15 protein-coding genes are annotated in these 24,492 nt (G+C 65.1%); 5 read left to right on the forward strand and 10 right to left on the reverse strand.

The window, feature by feature from the left end; all coding sequences use genetic code 11:
* The first annotated feature begins 274 nt into the window (after window positions 1–274).
* Window positions 275–2,356, forward strand: a complete 2,082-nt coding sequence (locus C7I55_RS26885; RefSeq protein WP_233222436.1) for a TonB-dependent siderophore receptor — start codon at window positions 275–277, stop codon at window positions 2,354–2,356.
* A gap of 163 nt (window positions 2,357–2,519) precedes the next feature.
* Entirely contained in the window at window positions 2,520–4,328 is a 1,809-nt protein-coding gene (locus C7I55_RS26890; protein WP_106516144.1) for a M14 family metallopeptidase, read from the forward strand.
* A gap of 162 nt (window positions 4,329–4,490) precedes the next feature.
* Here the strand turns inward: C7I55_RS26890 and C7I55_RS26895 are convergent, their stop codons facing one another.
* The 6 genes from C7I55_RS26895 to C7I55_RS26920 all read right to left on the reverse strand — a co-directional run bounded on the left by C7I55_RS26895 (window position 4,491) and on the right by C7I55_RS26920 (window position 14,009).
* Complete coding sequence (locus tag C7I55_RS26895) at window positions 4,491–6,422, reverse strand: TonB-dependent receptor domain-containing protein (RefSeq protein ID WP_106516145.1); 1,932 nt, start codon at window positions 6,420–6,422, stop codon at window positions 4,491–4,493.
* The gene (locus C7I55_RS26900; protein WP_106516146.1) at window positions 6,419–7,915 is read right to left on the reverse strand and encodes a DUF3526 domain-containing protein; all 1,497 of its coding nucleotides are present in this window, start codon (window positions 7,913–7,915) and stop codon (window positions 6,419–6,421) included. Before C7I55_RS26900 ends, C7I55_RS26895 begins: the two co-directional genes overlap by 4 nt.
* Window positions 7,912–9,309, reverse strand: coding sequence for an ABC transporter permease subunit (locus C7I55_RS26905; RefSeq protein WP_106516147.1), 1,398 nt, complete (start codon window positions 9,307–9,309; stop codon window positions 7,912–7,914). Before C7I55_RS26905 ends, C7I55_RS26900 begins: the two co-directional genes overlap by 4 nt.
* Window positions 9,306–10,013 (reverse strand): ABC transporter ATP-binding protein, encoded by a 708-nt coding sequence (locus tag C7I55_RS26910; protein ID WP_106516148.1) that lies wholly within the window; start codon window positions 10,011–10,013, stop codon window positions 9,306–9,308. Before C7I55_RS26910 ends, C7I55_RS26905 begins: the two co-directional genes overlap by 4 nt.
* A 12-nt stretch (window positions 10,014–10,025) precedes the next feature.
* Complete coding sequence (locus C7I55_RS26915; protein ID WP_158266618.1) at window positions 10,026–12,125, reverse strand: TonB-dependent receptor; 2,100 nt, start codon at window positions 12,123–12,125, stop codon at window positions 10,026–10,028.
* Window positions 12,126–12,956: 831 nt separating this feature from the next.
* The gene (locus tag C7I55_RS26920; RefSeq protein ID WP_158266619.1) at window positions 12,957–14,009 is read right to left on the reverse strand and encodes an alpha/beta hydrolase family protein; all 1,053 of its coding nucleotides are present in this window, start codon (window positions 14,007–14,009) and stop codon (window positions 12,957–12,959) included.
* Window positions 14,010–14,272: 263 nt separating this feature from the next.
* Here C7I55_RS26920 and C7I55_RS26925 point away from each other — a divergent pair, with 263 nt between their 5' ends.
* The 3 genes from C7I55_RS26925 (at window position 14,273) to C7I55_RS26935 (ending at window position 18,153) form a co-directional block, all read left to right on the forward strand.
* Window positions 14,273–15,199 (forward strand): helix-turn-helix transcriptional regulator, encoded by a 927-nt coding sequence (locus C7I55_RS26925; RefSeq protein WP_106516151.1) that lies wholly within the window; start codon window positions 14,273–14,275, stop codon window positions 15,197–15,199.
* 72 nt (window positions 15,200–15,271) lie between these two features.
* Entirely contained in the window at window positions 15,272–17,437 is a 2,166-nt protein-coding gene (locus C7I55_RS26930) for a TonB-dependent receptor (RefSeq protein WP_106516152.1), read from the forward strand.
* Entirely contained in the window at window positions 17,437–18,153 is a 717-nt protein-coding gene (locus C7I55_RS26935) for a class I SAM-dependent methyltransferase (RefSeq protein ID WP_106516153.1), read from the forward strand. The genes C7I55_RS26930 and C7I55_RS26935 overlap by 1 nt, the downstream gene beginning before the upstream one ends.
* Window positions 18,154–18,363: 210 nt before the next feature.
* Here C7I55_RS26935 and C7I55_RS26940 read toward each other — a convergent pair whose 3' ends face one another.
* The 4 genes from C7I55_RS26940 to C7I55_RS26955 form a co-directional block, all read right to left on the reverse strand.
* On the reverse strand, window positions 18,364–19,623 hold the full coding sequence (locus C7I55_RS26940) for a DUF3526 domain-containing protein (RefSeq protein ID WP_106516154.1): 1,260 nt from the start codon (window positions 19,621–19,623) through the stop codon (window positions 18,364–18,366).
* A complete protein-coding gene (locus C7I55_RS26945) occupies window positions 19,623–21,059 on the reverse strand; it encodes an ABC transporter permease (RefSeq protein ID WP_106516155.1) in 1,437 nt (478 codons plus the stop codon). Before C7I55_RS26945 ends, C7I55_RS26940 begins: the two co-directional genes overlap by 1 nt.
* Entirely contained in the window at window positions 21,056–21,787 is a 732-nt protein-coding gene (locus tag C7I55_RS26950) for an ABC transporter ATP-binding protein (RefSeq protein ID WP_106516156.1), read from the reverse strand. The genes C7I55_RS26945 and C7I55_RS26950 overlap by 4 nt, the downstream gene beginning before the upstream one ends.
* 117 nt (window positions 21,788–21,904) lie before the next feature.
* On the reverse strand, window positions 21,905–24,238 hold the full coding sequence (locus C7I55_RS26955) for a TonB-dependent receptor domain-containing protein (protein ID WP_233222437.1): 2,334 nt from the start codon (window positions 24,236–24,238) through the stop codon (window positions 21,905–21,907).
* Between the last annotated feature and the right edge of the window lie 254 nt (window positions 24,239–24,492).

Consider the following 24,492-nt stretch of genomic DNA (forward strand, 5'->3'; position numbering starts at 1 on the left):
CTGTCCCGTTCGCGTTTTCTCCGCATCGGAGCGGATCCTCGCCGGGGCGGGAATCTCCCCGGCGAGGATCCTTGCACTTGGTATACGCTGACGATGCCAAGCCGCCGCTCGCGCGAAACCTGGGGCTTCGGCGGGTCTTCATCACCTGATCCAAGATGCCGATTCCAGCGCAGCGACTCTGTTGCGTTGCAGCGGGATAACTCTATGGGATGTTGCAACATATCGCGTGACCGTTCCAAGCCGGGGTGGGTCCGATTACAGCCATGGAGTGCTCATGTCCGTCGTTGCCAGCTTCACCACGCGAATGCGGTCGTCCGCTTTGGGACTGGCGCTCGTGGTCGGGGCAGCACCTGCCAGCGCCCAGGATGGCGCTGATCCGGCCGGAGCTGTCGCCGAAGGCTCCATCGTGGTGATCGGCACACGCCACGTGGTGGATCGCACCCTGTCGTCCGACCGCGTCACAGAGCGTATGTCCCAGTCGAGCCGATCGCTGGAGCGAGACATTCTCGACGCTGCCGGAACCTACCGGCTCAGCGACGCTCTGGAACTGGTGAGCGGGTTCAGCCAGCAGAACAATCGCGGCGGCGTCATCGACAATTTCGCCGTCCGTGGGTTCCTTGGCACGCCGGACGGCGGCGCGGAATATTATGTGAACGGCTTCCTGGCGAACCGCGGAATGGCACCCCCACGCGATCCCGCCACGACCGAACGCATCGAGGTGCTCAAGGGCCCGGCCGGAGCGCTGTTCGGCGATGTCGATCCTGGTGGGCGGGTGAACATCGTGACGAAGGTGCCGCGGTTTGCGCCTCACGCCAATGCAATGGTCAGCTACGGCTCGTTCGACACGCGCCGGATGGAGATCGATGCAACGGGACCGCTGACGCGCACGCTGGCCGCGCGGATTGTCGTTGCGGCGGAGGACAGCGACGGCTGGCGGGACACGGTGTCGATCCGACGCCGCATCGTTTCGCCTTCACTCACCTGGCAGCCGAGCGACGCCTTTCGGCTGACCTACACCGGTGAGTTCAGCCAGTTCGACACACCATTTGATCGCGGGATTCCAGCGATAGACGGCGACGCCAACGCTTTGCCGCGCGCCAATTATTATGGCGAGCCATCGAACGGCATCACCAGGTCCCGGAACAACCAGCATCAGGTCACTGCGCTGGCCGAACTCGGCGGTGGCTGGACTTTGAACGGTGGTCTGGTCTGGCGTGAGGGCACGCTGAAGGGATTGTCGGCGGACCAGTCGCGGATCGTCGGGACGTCGCTCTGGCGGCAGCGCCGGTCGCGCGACTTCAGCGTGGACGATCTTTCGGCACGGCTGGAGCTTGCCGGACAGATTGGGCGGCATCGGGTAAGCGTCGGGCTGAAGGGCTACCGCTTCCTGTACGGAGAGCGCTGGATGCGTATCAACCCATCCGCAGCCGCGCCCTACGCCGTCGACCTGTTCGATCCCGAGTACGGATCAGTGGCCGCGCCGCTTCGTCCGTTCACCAACAATGACGAGAGCCGCTGGGCAGGAACGATCTATGTTCAGGACATGTGGGAGGTCACCGACCGGCTGACGCTGGTCGGTGGCGCTCGGCTCGATTCCTATCGGCAGAAGATCGTCAACAACAACACCGGTGGCACCGGGCGCAACATCGACGAGCCGGTGACCTTCCGCGTCGGCGGGCGGTACCGCGTCACCGACATGTTCGCGGTGCACGCCAATTGGGGCGAGAACTTCTCGCTGAATACCGGCACTGATCGCAACGGCTCCGGCTTCGGACCGGAAACGGGCCGGGGTTACGAGGTCGGGGTTGCCGCCAACCTGCCCGGTATCGACGTAGCGGCGACCTGGTTTGACATTCGCAAGCAGGACATCCTCACCACCGATCCGGTCGATCCGAACTTCCTTGCCCCGGTTGGAAGTCTCGTCAGCCGCGGGATCGAATTCGACGCGTCGGCACGGCTCGGCGATCGCTGGCAGATCGTCGCCAACTATGCCTGGGTCGATGCGAAGGCGGATGACGCGGCGTTCCCGACGCCTGACGTGCTGAACGTGGCGGAGCATTCGGGCACGCTGCTGGCCGTGCATAGTATCCCGACAGCGCGCGGCGACTGGCAGTTGAGCGGCGGTGTTGCTTACGTGGGCGACCGCGCCGGATCGCTGACGGCAACGCCTGTGATCTTGCCGGACTATGTGAAGGTGAAGGCGGCGATCGAAGCGCCTCTGGCCAAAGGTTTGCGGTTCCGTCTTGAGGCGGACAATCTGTTCGATAAGCGCTACGCCGCGAGCTCGTACAGTGCCTTGTGGATCTATCCGGGCGCACCGCGAACAATACGCGCCTCGCTTCGCTACGCGCTGTAAGGTTCTCCTTTTGTGCGGCGGGCTTGCGATAAGAGTCTGAAGCATAGCGCCGGGTCTTCTCGCCTTGAATGGACGGAGGGTGCGGTCCTGCACCAGATCTCCTTTTGTCTGCCGACCTCTCGTCCGACGGTTGGTCTATCTCCCGAAGCCCAGGACACGTAACATGCACATCCTGCGTTCGATGCTGCTACCGCCTGCGGCGGCTGCGGTGCTCCTTTCCTCTCTCGCTAAGGCGCAATCGCCTGCGAACGTGACAGCACTCCCGGCCGCAGTGCTGCCACCCGCGCTGCCCTGGTCAGGAGCTAGCGAGCGCTTGATCGCGAAAGCAGATGATCCGTGGATCACGCCGGCAGAGCGCGAGGGTTTCGCGACTACCCCGCATTATGCCGAAACCCGCGCCTGGCTCGAACGGTTGGACGCTGCGTCGCCGCTAGTTTCCGTCGAGACGTTCGGGCGCACCGGAGAAGGTCGGGACCTGCTGATGGTGCGTGCGAGCAAGGGGCGGTCCGGCAACCCGGTCGTACTGGTCCAGGCGGGCATTCACGCAGGTGAAATCGACGGCAAGGACGCCGGACTCATGCTGCTGCGCGACATCGCCCTGCGCGGCAAGGACACACTCCTGGATCACGTCGACCTGGTGTTCGTGCCGATCTACAACGTCGACGGTCATGAGCGGATGAGCCCCTGGAACTTCCCGGCGCATCGCGGCCCACTTGAGAAGGGCTATGTTGGGAATGCGCGAAACATCAACTTGAATCGCGATTATGCCAAGGCGGATGCGCCGGAGACGCGTGCGATGATCTCGCTGCTGCGCAGGCTCGACCCTGTCCTCTATATCGACTGTCATGTCAGCAGCGGTTTCGACATGCAGTATGACATCACCTTCACTTATGCCGGCTGGGGACGCTACGCCTACCGGCGTGCCACCGCCGAGTGGCTGATGAGCCGCTTCGGCTCACGGATGATCACGGCGCTGGAGCGTGCGGGACACGTGCCGACGATCTACCCGAGCCCGATCGATACGCGCGTGCCCGAGAAGGGCATCCGCCAGGCACCCGAAGGGCCGCGTTATTCCACTGGCTACGGTGATTTCATCGGAGTGCCGACGGTGCTTGTCGAAAACCACATGCTCAAGCCCTACCGACAACGTGTGCTGGGGACCTATGTGCTGCTGGAAGCGGCGCTTGAGTTGGCTGCGCAGGACAGGGAGCGCATCCTCAAGGCCAAGCGGCGCGACAGGTCCAGCCGCCCCGCAACAATGCTGGCGCGCTGGAGGCCGGCCCCGAACCCGATCGGATTTGTCAAAAGCTTCAAGGGCGTTGCGTTCGAGACGTATCGGTCACCCGCGAGCGGCCGTCTGGAGCAACGTTGGACGGGAAAGCCCATCACCTTCCGCATGCCAATCATTGGCCAGGAGCCTGTGGAAACCGTGACGCTGCCAAAGGCGTGGTGGGTACCCAGGGAACAGACGGAGGTCCTCGACCGCCTGCGGCTGCACGGTATCGGCTTTCAGATGTTGGAGGCACCCCGAACGCTGACCGTAGATCGCGTTCGCTTGCGCGATGCCGTCGTGCAGCGCGCACAGGACGGACGATTGCCGCTTGCCGCATCGTTCGAGCACGAGACCGTCTCCGAAACACTTGCCGTGGGCGCGGTCCGGGTACCCTCGGATCAACCGCTTGGGCTACTGGCCGCCGCGTTGCTGGAACCAGAAGCCCCGGATTCCTTCCTCGCCTGGGGCTTCTTCCCGGAGATGCTTTCGCCGCCGCCGGCCGCTGAGGATTTCGTCCGCGCGCCGCTCGCCGAAGATCTTCTGGAACATGACGCAGCGGTGCGGTCCGCGTTCGAAGCCAAGCTGGCCGCTGAACCGGCATTTGCCGCGGATGGAGCGGCCCGGCTCGCGTGGCTCACCGAGCGCTTGCCCGCGCCGAGCCCTTACCATCTCGTCTACCCTATCCGGCGCGAGCGCTAACTCGTCGAAGCACGGAGATGTGCGGACCATAGGGAGACATGCCGGATCGCGGTCAATTCGAATGGTCGTGGGAAGCCGGAGGCGCCTTGCGCGTTCCGGCCCCTCCCCTGGAAGCGAGGTTCATCACTGATCCTTGGGGTCGGAAGTGGGAGAGACGCACGTCTAGAGATCCACCGCGAGGAAGGCGGTAAGCCGTCGTTTGTCCATCAGACCGTAGCTGTTGCTGCCGACGATGCTCCAGGCAAAACTGTTGGTGACGTTCTGCACCTGGACGCGGAATGTCGCCGGCTTGCTGCCGAGCTTGAAGCGGTAGCGGGCCCCCAGGTCAACTAGCCCGTAAGGGTCGACGGAGACCAGATTATCGCGTGAGGCGGGACGCTCGCCATACCAAGACAACGCCACGTCAAGCGATATGCCCGGCAGGAACGGCAGCCGATAGTCTGCATTGCCGCGCAGGATGGTGGCCGATTGGCCGAGCGGCTTTGGGCCGACGCGGCCCAGCTCGACCGCTTCGCCGGTGACGCGCGGCTTCATGAGCACCGCTCCGGCAACGATGCTGAGATCATCGACCGGGTTACCCGACAAGCTCAGTTCCACGCCCCGGTGGCGGACATCGCCGAGGATCGTGTACACGTTCGCCTCGTCCGTGTTGAAATAGGGCTTGCGCACATCGAACAGGCCGGCGACCAACTTCATTCGCGGGGAGATCGTCCAGCGTAGCCCCGCATCGGCCTGCCGGGTGCGGATCGCCGGCAGCGCCTCGTTGCGGTTGGCGGCGCTATTCGGCGCAATCCCGCTCTCCTCGAGACCGCGTGTATAGCCCGCATAGACAGCGAGGCTGCCGGACAGATAGGCGGCTGCCGATCCGTTGAGCAGCCAGGGCCGATCCTTGGCGCGCGTGGTGGGAAGGTTGCCGGGAAGGTCGATGGTCTTGCTGTAGTCGGCGCGTTGCACACCGAGGCTCATTTCGCCCACGCCCTTCCAACGCCCCTCATAGGCGAGGCCGATCGTGGTCTGGCGCACGCGGTCCTGGGTGCGCTCGCCAAAGGAGAAGGATGCGGGTTCCGGGACTGGTACGACCTCGCCGAGCCGGCGCTCGCCGAGGTCGATCGGCGCGGACGCCCCGCCATAGCGGCTGTCGAGTTGGCGGGCCCGCACCGATGCATGCAGGGTATGGAGCCGCGGGCCGTCGATCAGGCTGCGGCTGACGCGCAATTCGCCACTGGTCGAGGCGTAACGTTGACCCGGATCGGCAATCACCTGGGCGCGCGTGCGCCCGTCCTCTGTCGTGCCGACGAAGTTCTGGGCGAAATTTTCCTCGTTGACGAAGATCGAGCGGAACACGCCGCCGGCGATCGACCAGCTCCGCCCGATCCGAGCCTTCGCGATTACACCGGCATTGGTGCTGCGGCTGTCCTTGGCTGCCCAGTCCTGCCCGAAATAGCGCCGCCGCGCGACATCGCGCGGAACGAAGGCACCGGCGGTGACGATGGTCGGCGCGACTTCCTCGCCGCGGCCTATCGTCGTCGACCAGAAGGGAATGATCTCGACATTTTGCGAGGGGCGCCATCGCGGTATCACCGCTGCACGGAAGTATCCGGCGTCGGCGCCATCATAATATTCGTCATGAGCGTAAGAGGCGCCGAAGGCGATGCCGAGTCGCCTCCCGGCGATCGGCACCTGCGCATCGACCTCGATCGAGGGTGCGCCATAGGCGAAGCTACCGGCGACGACGCTGACGAGCGGCCGGTCGCCGGCCTTGCGCAGGCGATAGTCGACGATTCCCGTCGGCGCGGGAAATGGGTAGCCCTGGGCGGAGAGGCCGACCCGGATGGTCGAGCCCTCGACCAGACGCGTTGCGATAAAGCCCTGCCGGTCGAGGTAGACGCCCTCGATGCGCACGTTGCCTGCAGCAACCGGCGAGAAGCCTCTCACCTGGCTGGCGCTGTAGAGGCCGATGCTCTCGTTGCCGATCGAGGTGCCGAACGCGTCCTCGGCAGCGGTCACCGCATTGTCCTTCGTGCGCTGGGCTTCGGCAGGGGCGGCGAGAGCGGCCGCGCCGAGCACCGCCGCCAAAGGATATCGGGTGATCATTCCACCACCTTCCACTCGCGAGTGCGTACAAGGCCGATTGTGATCGCGAGCAGCGCGAGCAGGCCGAGCCAGAGGAGGAACGGCAGCACCCCTCCGATCCGCTCCGCCGCCGGCCGGTCCGCGAGCGCGAACTTCGGCAGCGTAAGCGGCTCTGCCAGGTTCAGCCGGCCGCGCGTCGTGCGCGCCGGGGAGGACGGCGGCTGCGTGATCTCGCGCTGCACCAGCGGATGGACGATCCCGCGCAGCCGGAGCTGGTACTGCCGTGCCTGGGCCTCGAACGTCCGCTGGCGCGCCGGGTCGGTGCCGGCCAGCGTTGCAAATGCGGCTTCGATGCCAAGAGTGGGGATCGCGAAGCCCGCGATGCGCGCGACCCCTTCTTGTCGTAGCCGATGGTCCTCGAACGCGGAGCGCAGTGGCGCGAGCCGCCGCTCGGTCTCGGGTACGAGGAAGCTGAGCCGAGTGGCATAGTCGAGCGAGGTCGCACGATCGGCATAGGGCCGCAGATCGGGACGGCGCGTCACCGCCGCCGCCAGGATCTTGTCCCGCTCCGCATTGATCTCGTCGCCGATGCGGCGCTGGGCATCGACATAGCCCACCGCCGACGGCGCGGGATCGATCATGCCAACGAGGGCAGAGCCGGCCAGCGGCAAGCCGATCGTCAGCGCGGCCCAGATTGCTGCGAACGAGCCGAGCGCCGCACCGGCGCCGGGCTGCCGCGCGAGAATTGTCAGGGCGACGCCCGACCAGAACAGCATGTAGACGACCGTCAGAAGGGCTGCGACGGCAAGCGAACCGGCGGCCGTGCCGAGCGGAACGCCGGCGATGCCGAGCGCCGCGATCATTGCCAGAACCGTTGCTGGTACCGACCAGGCGAGGATGGCGGCCAAGCGCGCGCCGGTCCAGGCGCGCGGTCCTACCGCCTGCGCCGCGACCAGTCGCAGCATGTCGCGATCCCGCTCGAACGTGACGAACAGCGCGAACAGGAGGAGCAGCCCGATCGGCAGCAGGAAGACGACGGCGAAGGCGAGGTCGAACCGTCCCAACGCGAGGCCGCGCGGATTTTCGAAATCATATGTGTCGGTGAACCCAAAGGGGGTGTTGAGCCTGATCTCGAGCCGGCTCGGCGCGAGGTCGCTGACGCCCGCCGCCAGCGGCGACGACGGCAAGTGCGGCTTCAACGCCGACATGCGCACGAAATACTCGCTGTAGCCGGCGACATCGGTCGGGTCCTGCCAATAGGCGACCGGTCCCCCAGACGACGTCACGGGCGCACGGTAGGCGCGGGCGCGCGCGGCCGCATTTGCGTGGAAAGCGGTATCGACCTGGCGCGCCCGCTCGAGTGCTGCGGCCTGCGCCGAATGCAGCGCCGCAGTGTTGAGCGCCCCCCAGGCGAAGCTCGCCGAGACGATCAGCAGCACGGTCCAGAGTAGGGGTGAGCGTCCGACCTGCCGCCACTCCCAGGCGAAGAGATCGCGAAAGCGGGGCCCGCTCATGGACGCAGCCTCCTCGAAATGCGCACCAGCAAGAACCCGGCGATGCCGAGCCAGAAGAGGAGGGCGGCGAAGGCCGGCAGGGCGGTAGACGAGAGCGCTCCGAGGGGCGGCGCCGAGTAGGCGAACTCGGGAATTCGCGACCAAAGCCGCGCGTCGTTGGTGTGCCGCTCGGTGCCATGGGCGCGGTGCGCCATGCCATCGGCGTTCATCGCGTTAACCAGGTTGCGGCGGTAGCGCTCGGCGGTGTCGATGAAGTGCCGGTGATGGCTGAAGTCGCTGCCGGAAACCGAACTCGAAGACGCCTGCGCGGCGATCGTCGGCGACAGGAAACCGAGCGCGGCGAACAGCTCGTCCTGGCTGGCAACCTTGCCGTAGAAGCCGCCGAGCACGCGATCGAACACCGCGTGGCTGTGGCGTTCCATCAGATCGAGCTCGGCCATGCGCAGGTTCGGGATGTCCTCGATCCGGCGTACGCCAGAGCGTTTCAGCAGCGCGGCGCGGTTGCGCGCGTTCTGCTCGTCCGACCAGAAAGCGGGCGCCTGTTCCGCCATTTGCTGGCGGATTGCCTGGCTCGAGGGCAGTGGCCGCACGGCATCGACCACTCCGCTGGCAACGCGGGGAAGCGCGAGGGCGAACAGGATCCACAGGCCGAACAGACCGGCCAGCGCCAGCCGCGCATTGCCCGCACGGAGCGACACTGCGATGCCGACCGCCGCAAGCAGCGCCAGATAGCCCGCCATCGCCAGGGCCCAGCAAAGCGTTCGCAACAGCACGTCGCCCCCGAGCCGGCCGCCTATGCCCAGCGACAGCAGCGAAATGACCGCAACCGGCAGCACCAGCAGCCCGGCGGCGGCGGACCACACGGCGAGCGCCTTCGAGCCGACGATCAGCCGCGGATGGACGGCGGCGCCGAGTGCCAGGCGCATGGTGCCGCGTTCGCGATCCTGGGCCACCAGCGTGAAGGCGAGGAGGAACACGATCAGCGGACCGAAGCCGGTGATCAGCGCAGCCGGACTGGCGAAGCCGATTCGTTGGAGCAGCGAGGCGTTCTGCTGCGGCCGGTAGAGCATGTCGTTCTGGTGGTGGGCCTCGAGCCAGACGCTCTGGCCGACAAAGGGCTCGCTCCCCGGATCCAGGCCGGCAAGAGCCGGCGACGGCTTGAACGCGAAGATGCTGTAATGGGCGGCGCTGTGCGGGTCCTTCTCGCCCTGGCCCACCCAGCGTTCCCGTTCCGCCGCCGCCACGGCCCGCTTGTCGGCGTCGCTGCGTGCATTGTCGCCGGCGATCGCCGCGAAGGAGAGGAGGACAAGCACGGCGAGCGCGATCAGCGACCACCAGGCTCGCCGGTCGCGACGAAGCATGGTGAGCTCCAGGCGAACCAGCGAGCCGATCATGCCGCAAGCCTCTCGAGATAGAGCCGCTCGAGCTCGACCGGCCCGATCGACGCGGCATCGCGTTCCTCGACGAGTCGGCCGGCGTGAAGGATGCCGAGACGGTGCGCGACATCCTTGACCCGGAACAGATCGTGCGTTGCCATCAGCACCGCGATGCGCCGGTCGGAGGCAGACCGGATCACCTGGCTGAGGTCGTTGGCGGCGCTGGCGTCGAGCCCGGAGGTCGGCTCGTCGAGCAGGAGCAGGCGCGCCTCCTTCGCAAGCGCAATCGCCACGCCGACCTTCTGCCGCATGCCCTTGGAGAAGCCGTGCGCCCTGCGGTCATGCGCGTCATCCTGCAGTCCCGCGTCGGCGAGCAGGCGCCGGGCCGTGGCGGCGTCGATCCTCCTGCCCGCGAGCAGCGCGAAGTAGCTCAGATTCTCGGTCGCGGTGAGCCCGGGGTGCAGCATCACCGACTCGGGCAAATAGGCGATGCGCGCGCGGGCGGCCAGCGGCTCGGCCACGGCGTCGATGCCGCCAACATGGATCGATCCGAGGTCGGGCTTGAGGAACCCCAGGATCATGTTGAGCGTGGTCGTCTTGCCCGCCCCGTTCGGGCCGAGCAACGCATAGACCTCGCCTGGCGCGAGCGTCAGCGACAGGTCAGCGACGGCGCGGTCACCGTTGAAAGCTATGGAGACCGAGTCCAGCCGGAGCGCGGGCATGACGATGTCCTCCTAGAAGCGGGTCAACAGGCTGATCTCGACGCTCCGGGGAGCGCCGACCTGGAACTGGGTCGGCAGCATGTCGGTATAATCGACATAGAAGGCGTCGCTGAGATTGCGGCCGCGCAGCGTCAGCTCGCCGAAATCGAACCTGTAGCCGATCGCGGCATCGACCGTGGTGTAGCCGCGCGCCCGAACCGAATTGGCGGCGTCGGTGTAGAAGCGGCCGGCATGGCGCAGTCCCGCGCTGAGCGTCAGCGGCAGTCCCTCGAAATTGTAGAAGGCGAACAGATTGGCGACGGTCTCCGGGATGCGCGGCGGCGTCTTGCCCTCGCGACTGACCCCGCCTGCCTCGATCAGCTCGTCGTATCGCGCGTCGAGTCGGGTCCAGTTGGCATCGACACGCAGCTGCCGCGTCACGGCGGCCGACAGCGACAGCTCGACGCCGCGCGAGGATTGCTTGCCGCCCTGGATGCTGAGCCTGGGATCGCTGGGGTCGCGCGTGACGATATCGTCCTGGGCAATATGATAGGCGGCGAGCGTGACGTCGATCCTGTCGTTCCAGAAGCTGCTCTTGATACCCGCTTCGACGGATCGCCCGCGGGTCAGATCGAACTGGGCGTTGGCGAAGGACAGCAGCAGGAAATTGCCGACGGGCACGATTGCCTTGCTGTACTGAGCGAAGATCTGGGTCTTGGGCAGGATGTCGTAGACGGTGCCGACCCGCCAGGAGAGCGCGCCATAGTCGCGCTTGAAGTCGGTGGCCGGCGCGATGTGGCGCGAGAAGTCGATCCAGTCATAGCGGGCACCGCCGACCAGCAGCCATTTGGGCGTGAGGTTCAGCGCATTCTCGCCGAAGATCGATGCGACCTTGACCTGCGCACTGGAATTGGGCGGCGGCAGAGCTGCGCCGGCCCCGCCCGGAAACGTGCCGCGGGCCGGTGCGACGGGATCGACCGAGGTCGTCGTGCCGAAGTAGCGGCGGGTCGCGAACTCGAGATTGCTGAACTCGGCGCCGATCGTGAAGCGGTCGCGCAGGCCAAAGATCGACAGATCGCCAATCAGAGCGGGGCGCTCGACCAGATAGTCGATGTCGTGCGTAACGATGCCGGTGGTCCGGTCAACTAGGCCCTTCGCCGCATTGTAGCTGTACATCTCTGCGTTGATGAAATGCCGATCCGAGTGGTAGCGGCTGAGCTCGTTGGTGAAGCTGAGGCGGTCGCTGAACTCGTAGCGGACGCGCGAGCGCAGCCACAGCGTGTCGGAATCGAGAACCGCATCGGTGACGTTGAAGTTGGTCTTGCGGAGTGCCCGATCGATGACCAGCCCGCCGGAGCCGGTCGCTGCCTTCGAGGGATCGCGCGCTACATTGGCGGGCAGCAACGGCGTGCCGAGATCGGCGGTGTTGTAGGCGTCCTCGCTGTAATCGATCGCGAGATCGACGGTCAGCCGATCGGTCGGGCGAAGCGCGAGGGCGAGGCTCGCGCCCAGGAATTCGGCATCCGTGTCATCGACGAACCCGCTGGTGCGACCGTAGCTGGCGACGCCCCGCACGGCGATCCCGTCGCTGACGGGCAGGTTGACGTCGCCTGCGAGGCGCAGCGTATCGAAGCTCCCATAGCTCGCGAGCGCAGAGACAGTCGTCTCTCCGATCCGCGGCTTCTTAGGAACGAGGTTGATCGCGCCGGCCAGCGCGCCCTCGCCATACAGTACCGACGCCGGGCCCTTGAGAATCTCGATTCGTTCGTAGAGCCAGCTGTCGCTGGCGCGTGAGAAGATGCCGGGCGTCGCCACCCGCACTCCATCGTAAAGAAGCCCTACGGAGCCGCCGCTGAAGCCGCGCATCGTTGGTGCGCCCGGGCTCGTCGCTGGTACCGACGACGTCACTCCGGGCGCCCGATTGAGCGCCTCGACGTTCGTGCGGGCGCCGAATTCGCGGATCTGCCGCTCGGAGAGGATATCTACGATCGCCGGCGTCTCGCGCGCGGTCAGTCCAAGGCGGCTGCCGGTCTCCGTCCTGACATCGAGCAGGAGCTGGCGGTCGGCGACGCCGGTGACGATAATCTCGTCAGGGGGTGCATCTTGCGCGAAGGCTGCTGCCGGGAGAGCCAAAGCGACGGTGCACGCAAAGAGTCCTCCGCTCAGTGTCGGCTGAACTATTGACCTGCTGTGCGGCCTCTCAGGCGCCGATCGCACCTCGAGCTTCAAGCTGGGCTTGGTCGCTTGCCGCGCTTGTTGTGCAATCCGCGAGCCACGCGGGCAGGCGACGGCTTGCGAACTCTCTCGCGCTGACCTGCCACCGGCGGCAGCTCCTCTTACAAGTTCCGCTCTGCAGGAGAGAGTTGCTTGCGCGAAATGGCCATTATCGAGAACAGCTGATTGATCTGGTTGTACCTGACGCATGTGCCCTCCCGGCATCGTCACGTAACGTGATATCATCTCGTGTCAATCCTACGTAATCGATGTTATTATCCCGACCTGAGCAATCCTCAACTATTTTCGGCAGTAAGCCAAACTGTGATAATATATTATCGTCGCTGAGTGGCGCTAATGGCAAGTCAGTCAGACACACACTCCTTGACTGTACTCAAAGCGGGGGTGTGAACGGCCGCGCATTCCCGTTTCTGCTTCATAGAGTCGGGAAGAAAGGCCTAGCGGCAGGCAACGCAGCGCAGGACTAACTTGCACGAACGCGGTATCGTCTTGAACCGCTGGCGCCCAGCTCGTCCTATCTGCCGCCGGAGGGAAGTCGGACGGCAACCCAGAGGGAGTCGAGCTTGCCGTTGCCTGGGCCAATCAGGACCACTGGTCTGCCGAGCAGCTGGCACTGTACTTGGCCGGCAGGGGCGCGACGTCAATTCGAGATGCATTGTCCCGCGCCCGCGGATCCATAGGGAAGCCGCTGATCCGACGTCGGAAGTGCCGCGTGTCCCATTGCACCCCTTATCGCAATAGCGTTCCTGATATCGACCGAACGCCGTTCCGATCGGGCGGGCGCCGGTCCCGAACGTATAGGTCAAGCCAACGGTCGAGCTCCCGGCGCTGCTCGCCAAAATGGGTGAGCAGGTCGTGCGAGCCGCCTTCGAACACCAGAAGGCGATAGGCTCGTTGGAGCCTTTGCAATTCTGCTGCCATCCGGATCGAGTCCGAGGGCGCGACGCGTGGATCGTCGCCGCCGTGGAGCAGGAGGATCGAAGTCGCCGGGGAGAGTCGCTCAGGCCAGTGAATCGGCGAAAGCCGCGCAAGTGCGCGATCCTTGTCGGCAGCGTAGTCGCGGATAACATGCGGGTAGACGTGCTCGTCGAACTCAGCGCGCCGCGGTGCATTCACGAGATCGGTCGGGCCGCCCGTGATCACGGCCGCCGCAATTCTGTTCGTCCGAGCAAGAATTCCATAGGTCACGAGGCCGCCGCGGCTGAAGCCCCACATTCCGATGCGCTTCGGGTCCGCATTGGGCAGAGAGGATGCGAGTTCGACCAGAGCCATCACGTCGTCAACGTCGCCGCCATCCATCGACGGTGTACCCTGGCTGCCGCCTTCGCCGCGAAAGTTCGAAGCGACGACGATGTAGCCGCGCTCGGCGAGCCGGTTGAACTCGAGCAGCTCGGCAAGCACGATCCGCCCCCATTGCATCACGCCGCCATGGTTGAAGACCAGGATGGGGTGCGGTCCCTGGGACAAAGGTTCAACAATGAAGCCATTGATGCTGAGGTCACCGCTGCGATAGGCGATGCGGGAGGTCCGCGTGCGTGTGCCGGCCTTGTAGCGCTTGTAGTCCGCGTCGCTGAACAAAGCCGCGTAAGCGCTCGAGGCCGCTACGCCGCCGGGGGTGCCTCTCACGAATGACAGCCATTCGGCGCGCGACCCAAAGGGAAAGGCATAGGCTTCGCGGCTCAGCAAAGCACCTGTCGTCTCGGCTCTTGCCGGCGCCACAGCAGCGGCGAGCAGGAGCAGCGACGCAAGGATCTTTGCGCAGAACTGCCGGAGCGCGAGCACGCTGCCTCGACGGGGTGCGGGTAAAGACGCAACGTTGATCCGCGAGTCAGAATGCCGCTCCCCGTCCGATCGCGATAGGTCTCGAAAGGGGCGCCAAACCGGGCTGCGCTCAAGAGGCCGAGGTCGAGGCATGTTCGGGCTTCCTCAGAGGGCGAGACGTCAGGCAATCTGTCGATGGGTTCGCCGCCAAAGATATGATACAGCATATCAAGCATGCACGGACATGCAACCCCGTGCCGAGCACGGCCAATTGAGGTGGAAGAATGAAACAGCGAGTGGAACAGGGCGATCGGCCGTGGAACGGTGCTGGCGCCGTCGGGCACCGGGTCGAGAGCCTCGAGCTTCGCGAAGGGGTCACTCTGGTCATGAGCGATATCGACCCGGCCGAGGAATGCGCGTTCCACTTCATCGAGCCGACCGATGTCTTCGGGATCGGCTTCCACCTCAAGGGCGGCAGCCGGTTCGACTTGGACGGGATCGCGTTCGAGACCAGACCCCTGGAAGTGCATGCAGGCGCAGCGCCGCGGTCTTCGGCATCGTCCTTCCTTCTGCCGGCCCACGGATTCCGCACGGTGTCGCTCCGATTTACCCCTGAGGCCGCAGGCGACCTGTTCGCTCGTCATGGGCTCTCCAGCAGCGGTCTTGTGTTGATGGTTGAGGAGGCAGGCCGCACGGTGTCCGCCAAGCGGCTCGCGCCTCTCGAGGCAGCAGGGGTCGCGATGGTCGAGTCGATGTTCGCAGCGCCTTATTCAGGTGCCGGGCGAACACTCTTCCTCGAATCTTGCGCACTTGCTCTGCTAGCGGCGCAGCTCGAGGCAGTGATGCCCGGCAATGACGGATCGGCGGGAGTGGAACGTGGATTGGTCGAGGCCCGCGCGTACCTCGATGCAAATCTCGACGACCCCCCGAGCATCGTTCAGCTCGCGCGGATCTGCGGCATCAACGACTTCAAGCTGAAGCGCGCCTTCAAGGCGGCGTTCGGCACAACCATCTTCGGTTACGTCCGACAGCGCAGGATGGAGCGGGCCGCTGGCGACCTTCACGCAGGACAGTCAGTCGCGACGGCGGCGGCTCAGGCAGGCTACGAATGCTCCCGCTGCTTCACCGATGCATTTCGGCGGCACTTCGGCATTCTTCCCAGTGAAGTGCTGCGTGCTTCCATCAGGAAAACTCCCGCAGCCAACGGGTAATACTCCCGCAGCCTACACACGGCCCCTGGAAGGCCGAGCTAACGGAGGGGTACGTCACGTCCCGGGGGATATATGCGCCGTTCGGTCCTGCTTGCCTCAATGATAGCGCTCCCGGTCTGGAGCAATGGCGCTCTGGCGCAGAGTGCCGAGACTACCGTGGCTTCGAAGAGCGTCGGAGCCGACGGATCGACTGCCCCCGGCGAGATCATCGTCACCGCGCGGCTGCGTGAGGAGTCCATATTCGAGGTGCCGTTCGCCGTAACTGTGCTTGGCTCGGAGGCGCTCGCGGCGCGCAGGATCGACGATACGCAAAGCCTCTTCCGCCACGTGCCCGGTCTGTCGCTGACCAGCTTCGACGACGGCCGGTTCGCCTACTTCCAGCTACGCGGCGTCGGACCGCTGAGCCAGGCGGTGAGTCCCGACGACGGTTCGGTCGTTACGTACGTCGATGGCGTACCGCAGCCGGTTTATGCGTCTGAGTTCGCCTATGTCGACCTGGAACGGGTGGAGGTTCTCCGCGGTCCCCAGGGAACCCTCTTCGGCCGCAACAGCCAAGGCGGTGCAATCAACATCACCACCCGAAAACCCGGCGAAGCACCCGATCGCAGCGTGCGCTTGGAGGCAGGGGAGGATGATTATGGGCTGGCACAGGTCTCGATCTCCGGCCCGCTCGCCTCCGATCGGCTTTCCGGCGGCATCATGGCCCGGCTGTCCACCAGAGACGGGTTCGTGCGCAACATCGCTCCCGGAGGGGGCAAGCTCGGAGACCGCGACAATTATGCAGGACGCGCCACCTTGCTGTTCACGCCACAGGGCGGGTCCGGTGCTCGCGTCACGCTGACCGGCAGCCTCGACCGACAGATCAGCAACCCATATTATTATGTTCTCGCGGGGCAGACCCGTGATCGGGTCGAGCTTGACCCCGAGCTCCGCGTCGAGAGAACCTCCTGGGGAGTGAGCCTCAAGGCAGAGGTACCGCTCCCGTTCGGTGAGCTGACTTCGATCACGGCTCTGAACGGCTTCCACAACAACCAGGTTACCGACGATACCGACGGCCTGATCTACGGCCCTCTGTTCGGCGCGCCGCCTGCCGCGTTTCTACCGCGGACCGAGTGGTCCGACTGGGTCGAGGACGAGAACCGCTTCTACCAGGAAGTGCGATTGAGCAGCGCGGATCGGGCGTCTCTCGCGTGGACGATAGGGGCGGCATACTTCCACAGCGATTTCAGAACCGATCTCGCCAATGTCTCGAGCTTCTCGCCCTATCTGAACGGGCGCCGGCAGGACCGTCAGACAATCGACAGCTATGCAGGCTTCGGCGAAGTCACCGCGCCGATCGCCTCCAGGCTCAAGCTGACGCTCGGTGGCCGCTTCACCCGAGACCAGAAGCGCCTGGAGGCCTCGTTCACCGGAAACGGATTTCCGGGCACTGTTACGGCGTTCAGCGAGCGCCAGCAGCGGCGCTTCGACCTGTGGACAGGCCGCGCGGCCCTGACGTTTGCGGCAAGCGAAGCCGTCAATATCTATGCGACCGCCGGGCGCGGGGCGAAAAGCGGCGGTTTCCCGCGCTTCTGGCAGGATGCGGCGGTCGGCAGTTCGAGCCGAAGCTACCGGGCGTCGACCTCGTGGACCTATGAGGCGGGGCTGAAGGCACGCGCCTGGGATGGCCGCGCCAATTTTGACATAGCCGGCTTCTACAACGACGTGTCCGACGAGCAGCTATTCGTCCTCGACTTCGCGACCTTCCAGTTCCAGCCCGCAAATATCGACACGCGCAGCTACGGGATCGAAGCCAACGGCCATGCGCAACTCGGCGCCGGGTTTACCATCACCGGCGGCGCTTCCTGGACCCATGGACGCATCCGCGAAGCGGATGCGGTGTCGGGCGCCGCGTTCGGCAATCGCATTCCGAACGTCGCCGACTTCTCAACGGCCCTGTCGGTCGACTGGCTTGGAACCGAACGGGCCCTGATCGGCGGGCAGCCGGTCCTGTCGATCGCCCACCAATATGCCGGCCGCCGCGCCGCCGACGTTGCCAACAGTTTCGACCTGCCAGCGTATCACAATGTCGATGCCCGCGCGGGGCTGCGGTTCGGAGCCATCGAGGTCTATGTCTTCGCCCGCAACCTCCTCGACGCCCGCCAGGTGCTGAACGGCGTCCTGTACGGCGTGGGCGTGGAGGGAGAGGCGGTTGCGCGGCCGCGCAGTGCCGGGCTCGGTCTTGCGGCGCGCTTCTGATGTCGGGCTACGCGGTCACTGCACAATTTTATGATCCGTTCGCGGCTGCGACGCACGGCGCTGTCGACGGGCGTATCGCCGCCGCGCTGGGCGGGTTCGACACCGGCGCCGGACCGATCGTCGACATAGGTGCAGGCACGGGCCTCTCCACGTCGTTGATCGCATCCATCCTTCCCGACGCCGAAATCGTGGCGATCGAGCCGGACGCCTCAATGCGCGCCGCGCTGATGACCCGCATCTGGGCCTGTCCGGATCTGCGCGGGCGCGTGACCATCATGCCCTTCCATATCCTCGAAGCGCCTTTGCCTGACACGATCTCAGGCGCCGTGCTCAGCGCCTCGTTGGTCCATTTGGGCCCGCGGGAGCGGGCGCGCCTGTGGTCATTGCTTGGAGAGCGGCTGACGAGAAACGGCCGGATCATCGTCGAAGTCCAATGCCCGCAGGCGGAGGATCTTGCCGAGTTCTCCATGCCGAGCGTTGAGGTCGGCCGCATGACCTATTCGGCAAGCGCCGCTGCGCAGCGGATCGGCAGCGACCGACAGCGATGGCGGATGACCTATCGCGCCTACCTGGGTAGCGATGAGGTCGCACGCGAGACGGCGACCTATGACTGCTGGACGATCTCCGCAGACCGCATCCTCGAGGAGGCCGCCTGCGCCGGCTTGGCCGGTCGTGCGGCCGACGATCTGGTGGTCCTTGGACCCGGCAACAGCTGAGGGACGCTCACGACTATCTACCCGAGCTTATAGTCGGAAGTGCTTCCTGATCGAGCCTGTCACCCGGATCCGGTTTTGCCGATCCGTCGATATCGGCAGGTGCCGATATGTTAAGATCGGTCGCAAGCACGGCGGCCTCGATATCGGTAATGCCGATATTGAACGCTTGCGCGCCCGCGACCCACCAGAACAATTGCGGCCGTCGTTGTTTCACCGCCTGGTGTCGGCGAACTCCGGCGCCTTGGCGAAATCCGATCGTCCGAACGGCCGGTCGGTGAAAAGGTAGCCGTAGTAGAAATTGCGAAGCCTTGCATGGAAGGCGCGGACGCGGTCCTGGTAGGCGAGCTGGGCTTCCAGGTCGGTCTCGGCCAAGCGCGTCATCAATGCCTGGACGCCGACCGAAGGAAGCGCCCAGCCGAGCCTTTCCGCAAGCAAGGTTCGGCGCTCCAGGCCCGCGCGATACGCTGCCACCCGCCCGATGACGCTCTCATCGCCGACCTGGTGGAATGCGAAATACCATTTGTAATGGAATTCCTGGGTGAGCGGTGGCGACTTCGCCCATTGCGGGTGGCTGGCGTAGAAGCGGCGCATCGTCTCGTCCCGCGGGACTTCCCAGGCGCCGTTGACCATCTCGCGCTGAGCCAGGGCAATCTCGGCACCTTCGTTGACCGGGACAGCCCGATTGATGACGACGTTCGCCAAGGTCGGAAGCACCAGCACCAGGACGATCCAGCAGGCGGCAAGGACCGCCGCATTTGCGGCCGAACTCCAGCGCAGACGCGCCACCAGCCGCGCCAGGATCGTCCAGAACAGGAGATAACCGGCAGTGATGCCGAGGACTGCCGCGATCGTGCCGACCGGTACCGCCGAGAGAGCGGCGGCGATGGTGAAAGGAAGGGCGAGCGCGACGAACAATAAGCCAAACCGCAGGGTAGTGCGGCGGCGCCACAGCCGTCTTCCTCCGTCCGGCAGTGCCTCGAGGGTGCGCAGCCGACCCGCCTCGCGCTCCGAGGAGGTCAAGTCATGAAAGAGGGTGAGCGTGAACAGGGGCGCCAGAAAGACCAGAACGAAGGCGAAGTCGAACCGGCCGGCCAGCGCCAGCTCCGGGTTGAACACGTCTCCCTCGTAGATCTGCGCTTCCAGACCGAGTGCCCGAACTCGTAAGATGTAAGGCGAAACGTCGCGCATCCCGAGCGCAGCAAAGGCGAGCGGGGAGGGGTCGTCCCAGGTTGGATGAAAGGAGTAATATGCGGCGCTTCCGGCGTCCCGACTGCGCTCCACATAATCTGCCACCGCAGCGATATCTTCAGCCTGCGCGGCCGGGATCGCCGCAATGCGTGTTTTCTGGCGACCGACGTCGGCCATGCCTGCCGCCAGAGCAGCGACGGTGAGGATGGCGAGCAGCCCCAAAGCGACCATTGCAAGCCGCGCCCGAAGCAGCAGGCGCAGTTCAAATTTCCACAAGCGCATCAATTCGCTCCCAGTCGGCGCGAGGCGCGCCCCAGCAGCAGGGCGGCAAGGGCGAGCCAAAGCAGGATAATGCTGAGCCCGGGCAGGGCCCCGCTGGCGAGCGTCCCGGCGTCCGGCGGTCGATAGGCAAAGTCCGGCATCCGCTCCCAATGGGATGCAGCGATACGCTTGCGCCGGTCCGCGTCCGCATCGCTCGCGGTGTCATTGGCGTAAGTGACCCGTTCCGCCTGCAGACGATTCAACCGTTGCACGAGATCGTAGCGATAGGACTCGGCCTGCTCGAGGAACCGGCGATGTCCCGCAAAGTCGGTGCCTGCCGCCGACATGGAGAGGGAACGTAGCGCGATGGTCGGGCTTAACGCACCAATCGCTTCGACGATCGCGTTCTGTCGCGACTGTGCTCCGAAGCTGTGGCGTGCATAGCGGTCGAATAGCTCGGAAGTGAGGCGTTCGCCTTCGATCGCAAGGAGGCCGCCATAATTCACCGGCAGGTCCTCCACGCGGGCCACGCCGTAGCGCTTCAGCACCGATTGTTTGAAGGCGGCGAAATGGGGGTCGTCGGGATTGTGGCTGTCGCCCATCTGCCGCAAGTCGCGCGCGATTGCGACGTCGGTCTGCAAGCGGTCTTGCAGCGGCACCGCGGCGCTGGCCACGTCCGGAGCGATGCGAGGAAGCAGAACCACCGCAACCGTCCAGACGCCGAGCAGGATCAGCAGGGCATCCCGGCTGCGGCGCACCCGCGCAGAGACCAGCACGATGCCGACCGCCCATAAAGCGAGATAGGCCGCATAGCCGGTCGCTACGACCAACATCGGCACGGCCAGCGCGCCTGGCTGTCCGGCGATCAGGGCAAAGCCGATCATGGCGGGCAGGCCGACCAGCGCTGCAACAGACCCGAGTGCCTGAAGCTTGCCCGCGACTATTTGTCCTCGCGAGACACCCTGCAGCATCAGCAGCCGGAGCGTGCCTCGCTCGCGCTCGCGTGCGATCACACCATAGCCGAGGAAGATCAGCAGCAGCGGCGCCACCACCTGAAGCACGAATGCGGGCGTGAGCTGACCGAAGCGAACCAGCATCGAGCTCTGGCGCACGTCTCCGAAGTTTGCGCTGTTCTGGCGGTGACCCTCCAGGAACATGCTGCTGCCGGTGAAGGCATCGACGCCCGGATCGAAAGCGGCCAGCGGTCCCAGAGGGCGGAAGATGAAATGGCCATAATGAACCACTCGGTGCGGGTGGCGATCCGGTTGAGCGTCGAATGCCTGTTCGGCGGCGGCCTGGTGGCGCGCCCGCAGCTCCGCGATGTTCTTCTGATGGGTCCAGGACGTCAGCACCGCCACCAGGGTCAGCAGCACCAGCAATAGAAAGGCGGTAACCGCGACGCGATTGCGGCGCATCAAGCGCAGTTCGTCCGCGACGATCAGGCGAGTCGCGCTCATGCGGGCACCTCGGGCGCAGCCGAGAAGCGCGCATGCAGTGCACGGATGTCGAAGCGATCAGGTCCGGTGGCTGTAACCTCCTCGACGATGCGGCCGCTCTCCAGGAAGCCGATGCGGTCAGCGACGTCAGCGGCGCTCAGCAGGTCATGCGTCACCATGAGGACTGCCGTGCCGCGCGCGCGGGCACTGGACAGCAGCATGTTGAAGTCGGCCGTGGCGCGAGGATCGAGCCCCGACGTCGGCTCGTCGAGCAACAGCACCGGGACCCGCCGCAGCAGGGCAACGGCAATGGCGACCTTCTGCCGCATGCCCTTGGAAAAGCCGCCGAGGCGCTCGTCCCAGGCGCGCTCCTGAAGCCCGACGGCGGCGAACGCATCCGCAATCGCTCCGTGATCCTGCGGATCACCCGAGAGCGCCAGGAGATACTCCGCATTCTCGGACGCGGTGAGGTGCTCATAGAGCGCCACATTTTCCGGGAGGTAGGCGATGCGGCGGCGTGCGCCGTCCGGATCGACCGCGGGGTCGATACCGCACACGGAGATCTTGCCCGACTCTGCGCGCAGAAAGCCGAGCAGAACGGCCAGTGTGGTCGACTTGCCGGCACCGTTGCCGCCTAGCAGAGCGGTGATGCTGCCGGTCGGAACCTCGAGCGACAGGGCATTGAGCACCCGGTTTGCGCCATAGCGCGCCGTTAAATCGTCGATCCGAATGGGTGGGACTTCGGTCATATCATCCTCGTCTCGATCATAGGAATGTGGGGGAGATCGGGGAGGCCGATTGCGGCTCGCGGAAGGCCGGAACGGACGGCACGGACGACGCCGGGCGACGGCCGCCAGCTTCTGACATCAGAAGACATGCCGCATTCCGAACACGATGCTGCGGCCGCGAAGCGGTGACTGGTCTTTCACGAACGAGGTGTGAGCGAAGGCCAATTCGTCAAGCAGGTTGCTTCCGCGGACGTACAACTCCACGGCCTTCGTCTCGCCAAGGTCAAAGCGGTAGCTGAGTGTGGCATTGAGCATGTCGTAGCCCGGCGTGCGCGTCTCGTAAGACGCGACCTCATCCTGGGCGAAGGTATGGTAATATTCCACATCTCCCGATACCGGGCCGGCGGCCAGACCGTAGCGCGCGCCAAGACGCCCAGGCGGGATCCGCGGCAGATTATCGTTCTCGCGCTTCAGCTTCGCATCGACATAGTCACCGAATAAGGTGAGGCGGGACTGCGGGGTGAGCTGGAAGCTGATGGCGCCGTCGATGCCTGCGAAACGCGCGTCGGCCGCAGTGTAGATCAGGAAATTGTGCGGTATCCCGGTTGCGGTCTCCGTCTCCTGCAACCGCGCAAACACATAATCATCGACCTTCTGATAGAACAGGCCGACCTCGAACTCGAACCGTCCTCCCGTCTTGCGAAACGTCAGATTGACCGCGTCCGTGGTCTCCAGGACATCTTCAGCGGCCAGTCCCTGTTCGCCGAGGACAGGATTGCCGACCGCGAGTCCGAGCTCATAGCTGTTCGTCGCCAGATTGTTCCCGCGTGCGTAGAGTTCGCGGACGCTTGGCGCGCGTTCGGTATGACCCAGCGACAGCCCGAGTGCATATCCCTGCCCAACAGTCCAGGTAGCGCCGAGTGAGGCGGAGAATGGAGCGTGCCGAACAGTGGGGTACCTCGAGCGGAACGCATCGACGTCCTCTTTTTCGAGGAGTTGCTGCCAGTCAGGTCCGTACCATTCAACAAAGAGATCCTGGACCTCGGGCGAAAGGGTCGAGCGCCACGTCGGTACCGACACGTCGATCCTGCGCCAATCCTTGCGCACGGCGGCTTCGACATCGACCGATCCGAACGAGCGACGCTCGATGAGGAAGATCCCGACATTATCGGTCAGAAAATCAGGGTTCCCGTCGAAACCATAGGCCCCGTCCGGAAACGGTTTGTGCAGGTCGTTGACGTTGATGCCTCCGAACCGACCGTCGGTATATTGAACGCCCATAGTGCCGGTGAAGCCCAGGATCGGCTTATGGGTCAGCTCGAGGCGTCCGTCCCAGACCTCGTTGGTGTAGCGGGTGAACAGCAGGTCCCCGTCGATCTCGTCATGCGCATAGTCGGTGTAGGAGAGGCGCAGTCGCGTGTCGGAGAAGCCCGGCAACAGATCCTGATAATCGGCACGGACATCAACGCGGTCGCTGCGCAGCTTGATCAAGGCGGTATGATGATCCGGCCCGCCGAACGGGTCGTCAAAGCCGCCATGCGCCTCGCAATGCAGGTCCAAACCATGCGTATGGCAAACACCGTTCCGGTGGCTGTGGCCGGGCAGCCCATATTCGCTTTCCATCCGCGAATAGGCCGCGCCGAGATAGCCCTTGGAGGTGATCCAGGATGCGCCGACAGCATAGCTCGTGCTCTCGGCGAAGGAGTCGCGCAGCGTGTCCGAGCCATAAGCGTCAGGAACATCATAGTCCTCTGCGCTGCGACGCGCTCCTTCGGCATGGATCGCGAACTGGCCTATGCCGGCGGTTACGCGGCCGACCACCGATTTTTCCTCGTCACCAGTCCCGTAGCGCACTTCGGTAGCGCCGGTGAGACCGCCTTGCGGAACTGACTTTGGTACTTTGCTGTCGATCAGGTTTATCGCGCCGTTAGTCGCGTTGCCGCCGTAGCGGATAGCAGAGGGCCCCCGCTGGATTTCGATGGCATCGAGCAAGAGCGGGTCCGTGGTGATGGCATGATCGGGCGAGACCGCGGAGACGTCGAACAGATTGGCCCCATCGGCCAGGATTTCGATGCGGGGCAAAGTCTGGCCACGGATGACTGGCCGCGACGCGCCGCCGCCGAAATTGTCCAGATGGATGCCCGGAAGTCCTGCTAGCGTCTCGCCGAGGCCGCCTTGGCGGCGGTGAACCAGATCGTCGCCTGACAGAACCTGGACCGGCAAAGGTCCTGGCTTGTTGGTCTCCAACGACCTGCCGGTTACCACGATCTCGCCGAGCTCAGACGTGCTCTCTCGCTCGCGGCCTTCGGTCGCCTCCCGTGCTGCCGACGCTGTTGGCGCCTCGAGAGTGGCCAAGTCGGCGAGTAGGACGGTCTCGCTGCTGGCCTGCCTGCCGGGTTCGTGAGACATGTCGTTGTCCGGAGCTGCGCTAGCCGCAATCGTCCGAGCAGACGCGCCGGCCGCGACTGCCACTCCCCGTTCGTTGCCTGCAGCGGTCGCCTGGTTGTGAAAGGCGAGTGCAAATGCTGTGGTCGTCAGCAGACGATAATTCATTCCGATACTCCAGGGGATGTTCGTTCGGTGGACGTGAAAGATGCGACGATGGCGGCCAGGCCCCCGCACCGAGAAGGGGCTCAGCGAGAGATCGGCGGGGCTTGCAGCCTGTTTCACTCGCAGTTTAGCCGATGAGCGATCGCCAGCGTCGCGCTGGCAGCCATCGAATGGGC

This window comes from Allosphingosinicella deserti (assembly GCF_003012735.1).
In the GTDB taxonomy this organism is placed as follows: Bacteria; Pseudomonadota; Alphaproteobacteria; order Sphingomonadales; family Sphingomonadaceae; genus Allosphingosinicella; species Allosphingosinicella deserti.

What these genes read in the sequence shown, in the direction of transcription:
- C7I55_RS26910 (WP_106516148.1), bottom strand. Translation starts at nt 10,013, where the DNA reads ATGCCCGCGCTCCGGCTGGACTCGGTCTCCATAGCTTTCAACGGTGAC.
- C7I55_RS26905 (WP_106516147.1), bottom strand. Translation starts at nt 9,309, where the DNA reads ATGATCGGCTCGCTGGTTCGCCTGGAGCTCACCATGCTTCGTCGCGAC.
- C7I55_RS26885 (WP_233222436.1), top strand. Translation starts at nt 275, where the DNA reads ATGTCCGTCGTTGCCAGCTTCACCACGCGAATGCGGTCGTCCGCTTTG.
- C7I55_RS26900 (WP_106516146.1), bottom strand. Translation starts at nt 7,915, where the DNA reads ATGAGCGGGCCCCGCTTTCGCGATCTCTTCGCCTGGGAGTGGCGGCAG.
- C7I55_RS26925 (WP_106516151.1), top strand. Translation starts at nt 14,273, where the DNA reads ATGAAACAGCGAGTGGAACAGGGCGATCGGCCGTGGAACGGTGCTGGC.
- C7I55_RS26950 (WP_106516156.1), bottom strand. Translation starts at nt 21,787, where the DNA reads ATGACCGAAGTCCCACCCATTCGGATCGACGATTTAACGGCGCGCTAT.
- C7I55_RS26890 (WP_106516144.1), top strand. Translation starts at nt 2,520, where the DNA reads ATGCACATCCTGCGTTCGATGCTGCTACCGCCTGCGGCGGCTGCGGTG.
- C7I55_RS26935 (WP_106516153.1), top strand. Translation starts at nt 17,437, where the DNA reads ATGTCGGGCTACGCGGTCACTGCACAATTTTATGATCCGTTCGCGGCT.
- C7I55_RS26945 (WP_106516155.1), bottom strand. Translation starts at nt 21,059, where the DNA reads ATGAGCGCGACTCGCCTGATCGTCGCGGACGAACTGCGCTTGATGCGC.
- C7I55_RS26940 (WP_106516154.1), bottom strand. Translation starts at nt 19,623, where the DNA reads ATGCGCTTGTGGAAATTTGAACTGCGCCTGCTGCTTCGGGCGCGGCTT.
- C7I55_RS26930 (WP_106516152.1), top strand. Translation starts at nt 15,272, where the DNA reads ATGCGCCGTTCGGTCCTGCTTGCCTCAATGATAGCGCTCCCGGTCTGG.
- C7I55_RS26895 (WP_106516145.1), bottom strand. Translation starts at nt 6,422, where the DNA reads ATGATCACCCGATATCCTTTGGCGGCGGTGCTCGGCGCGGCCGCTCTC.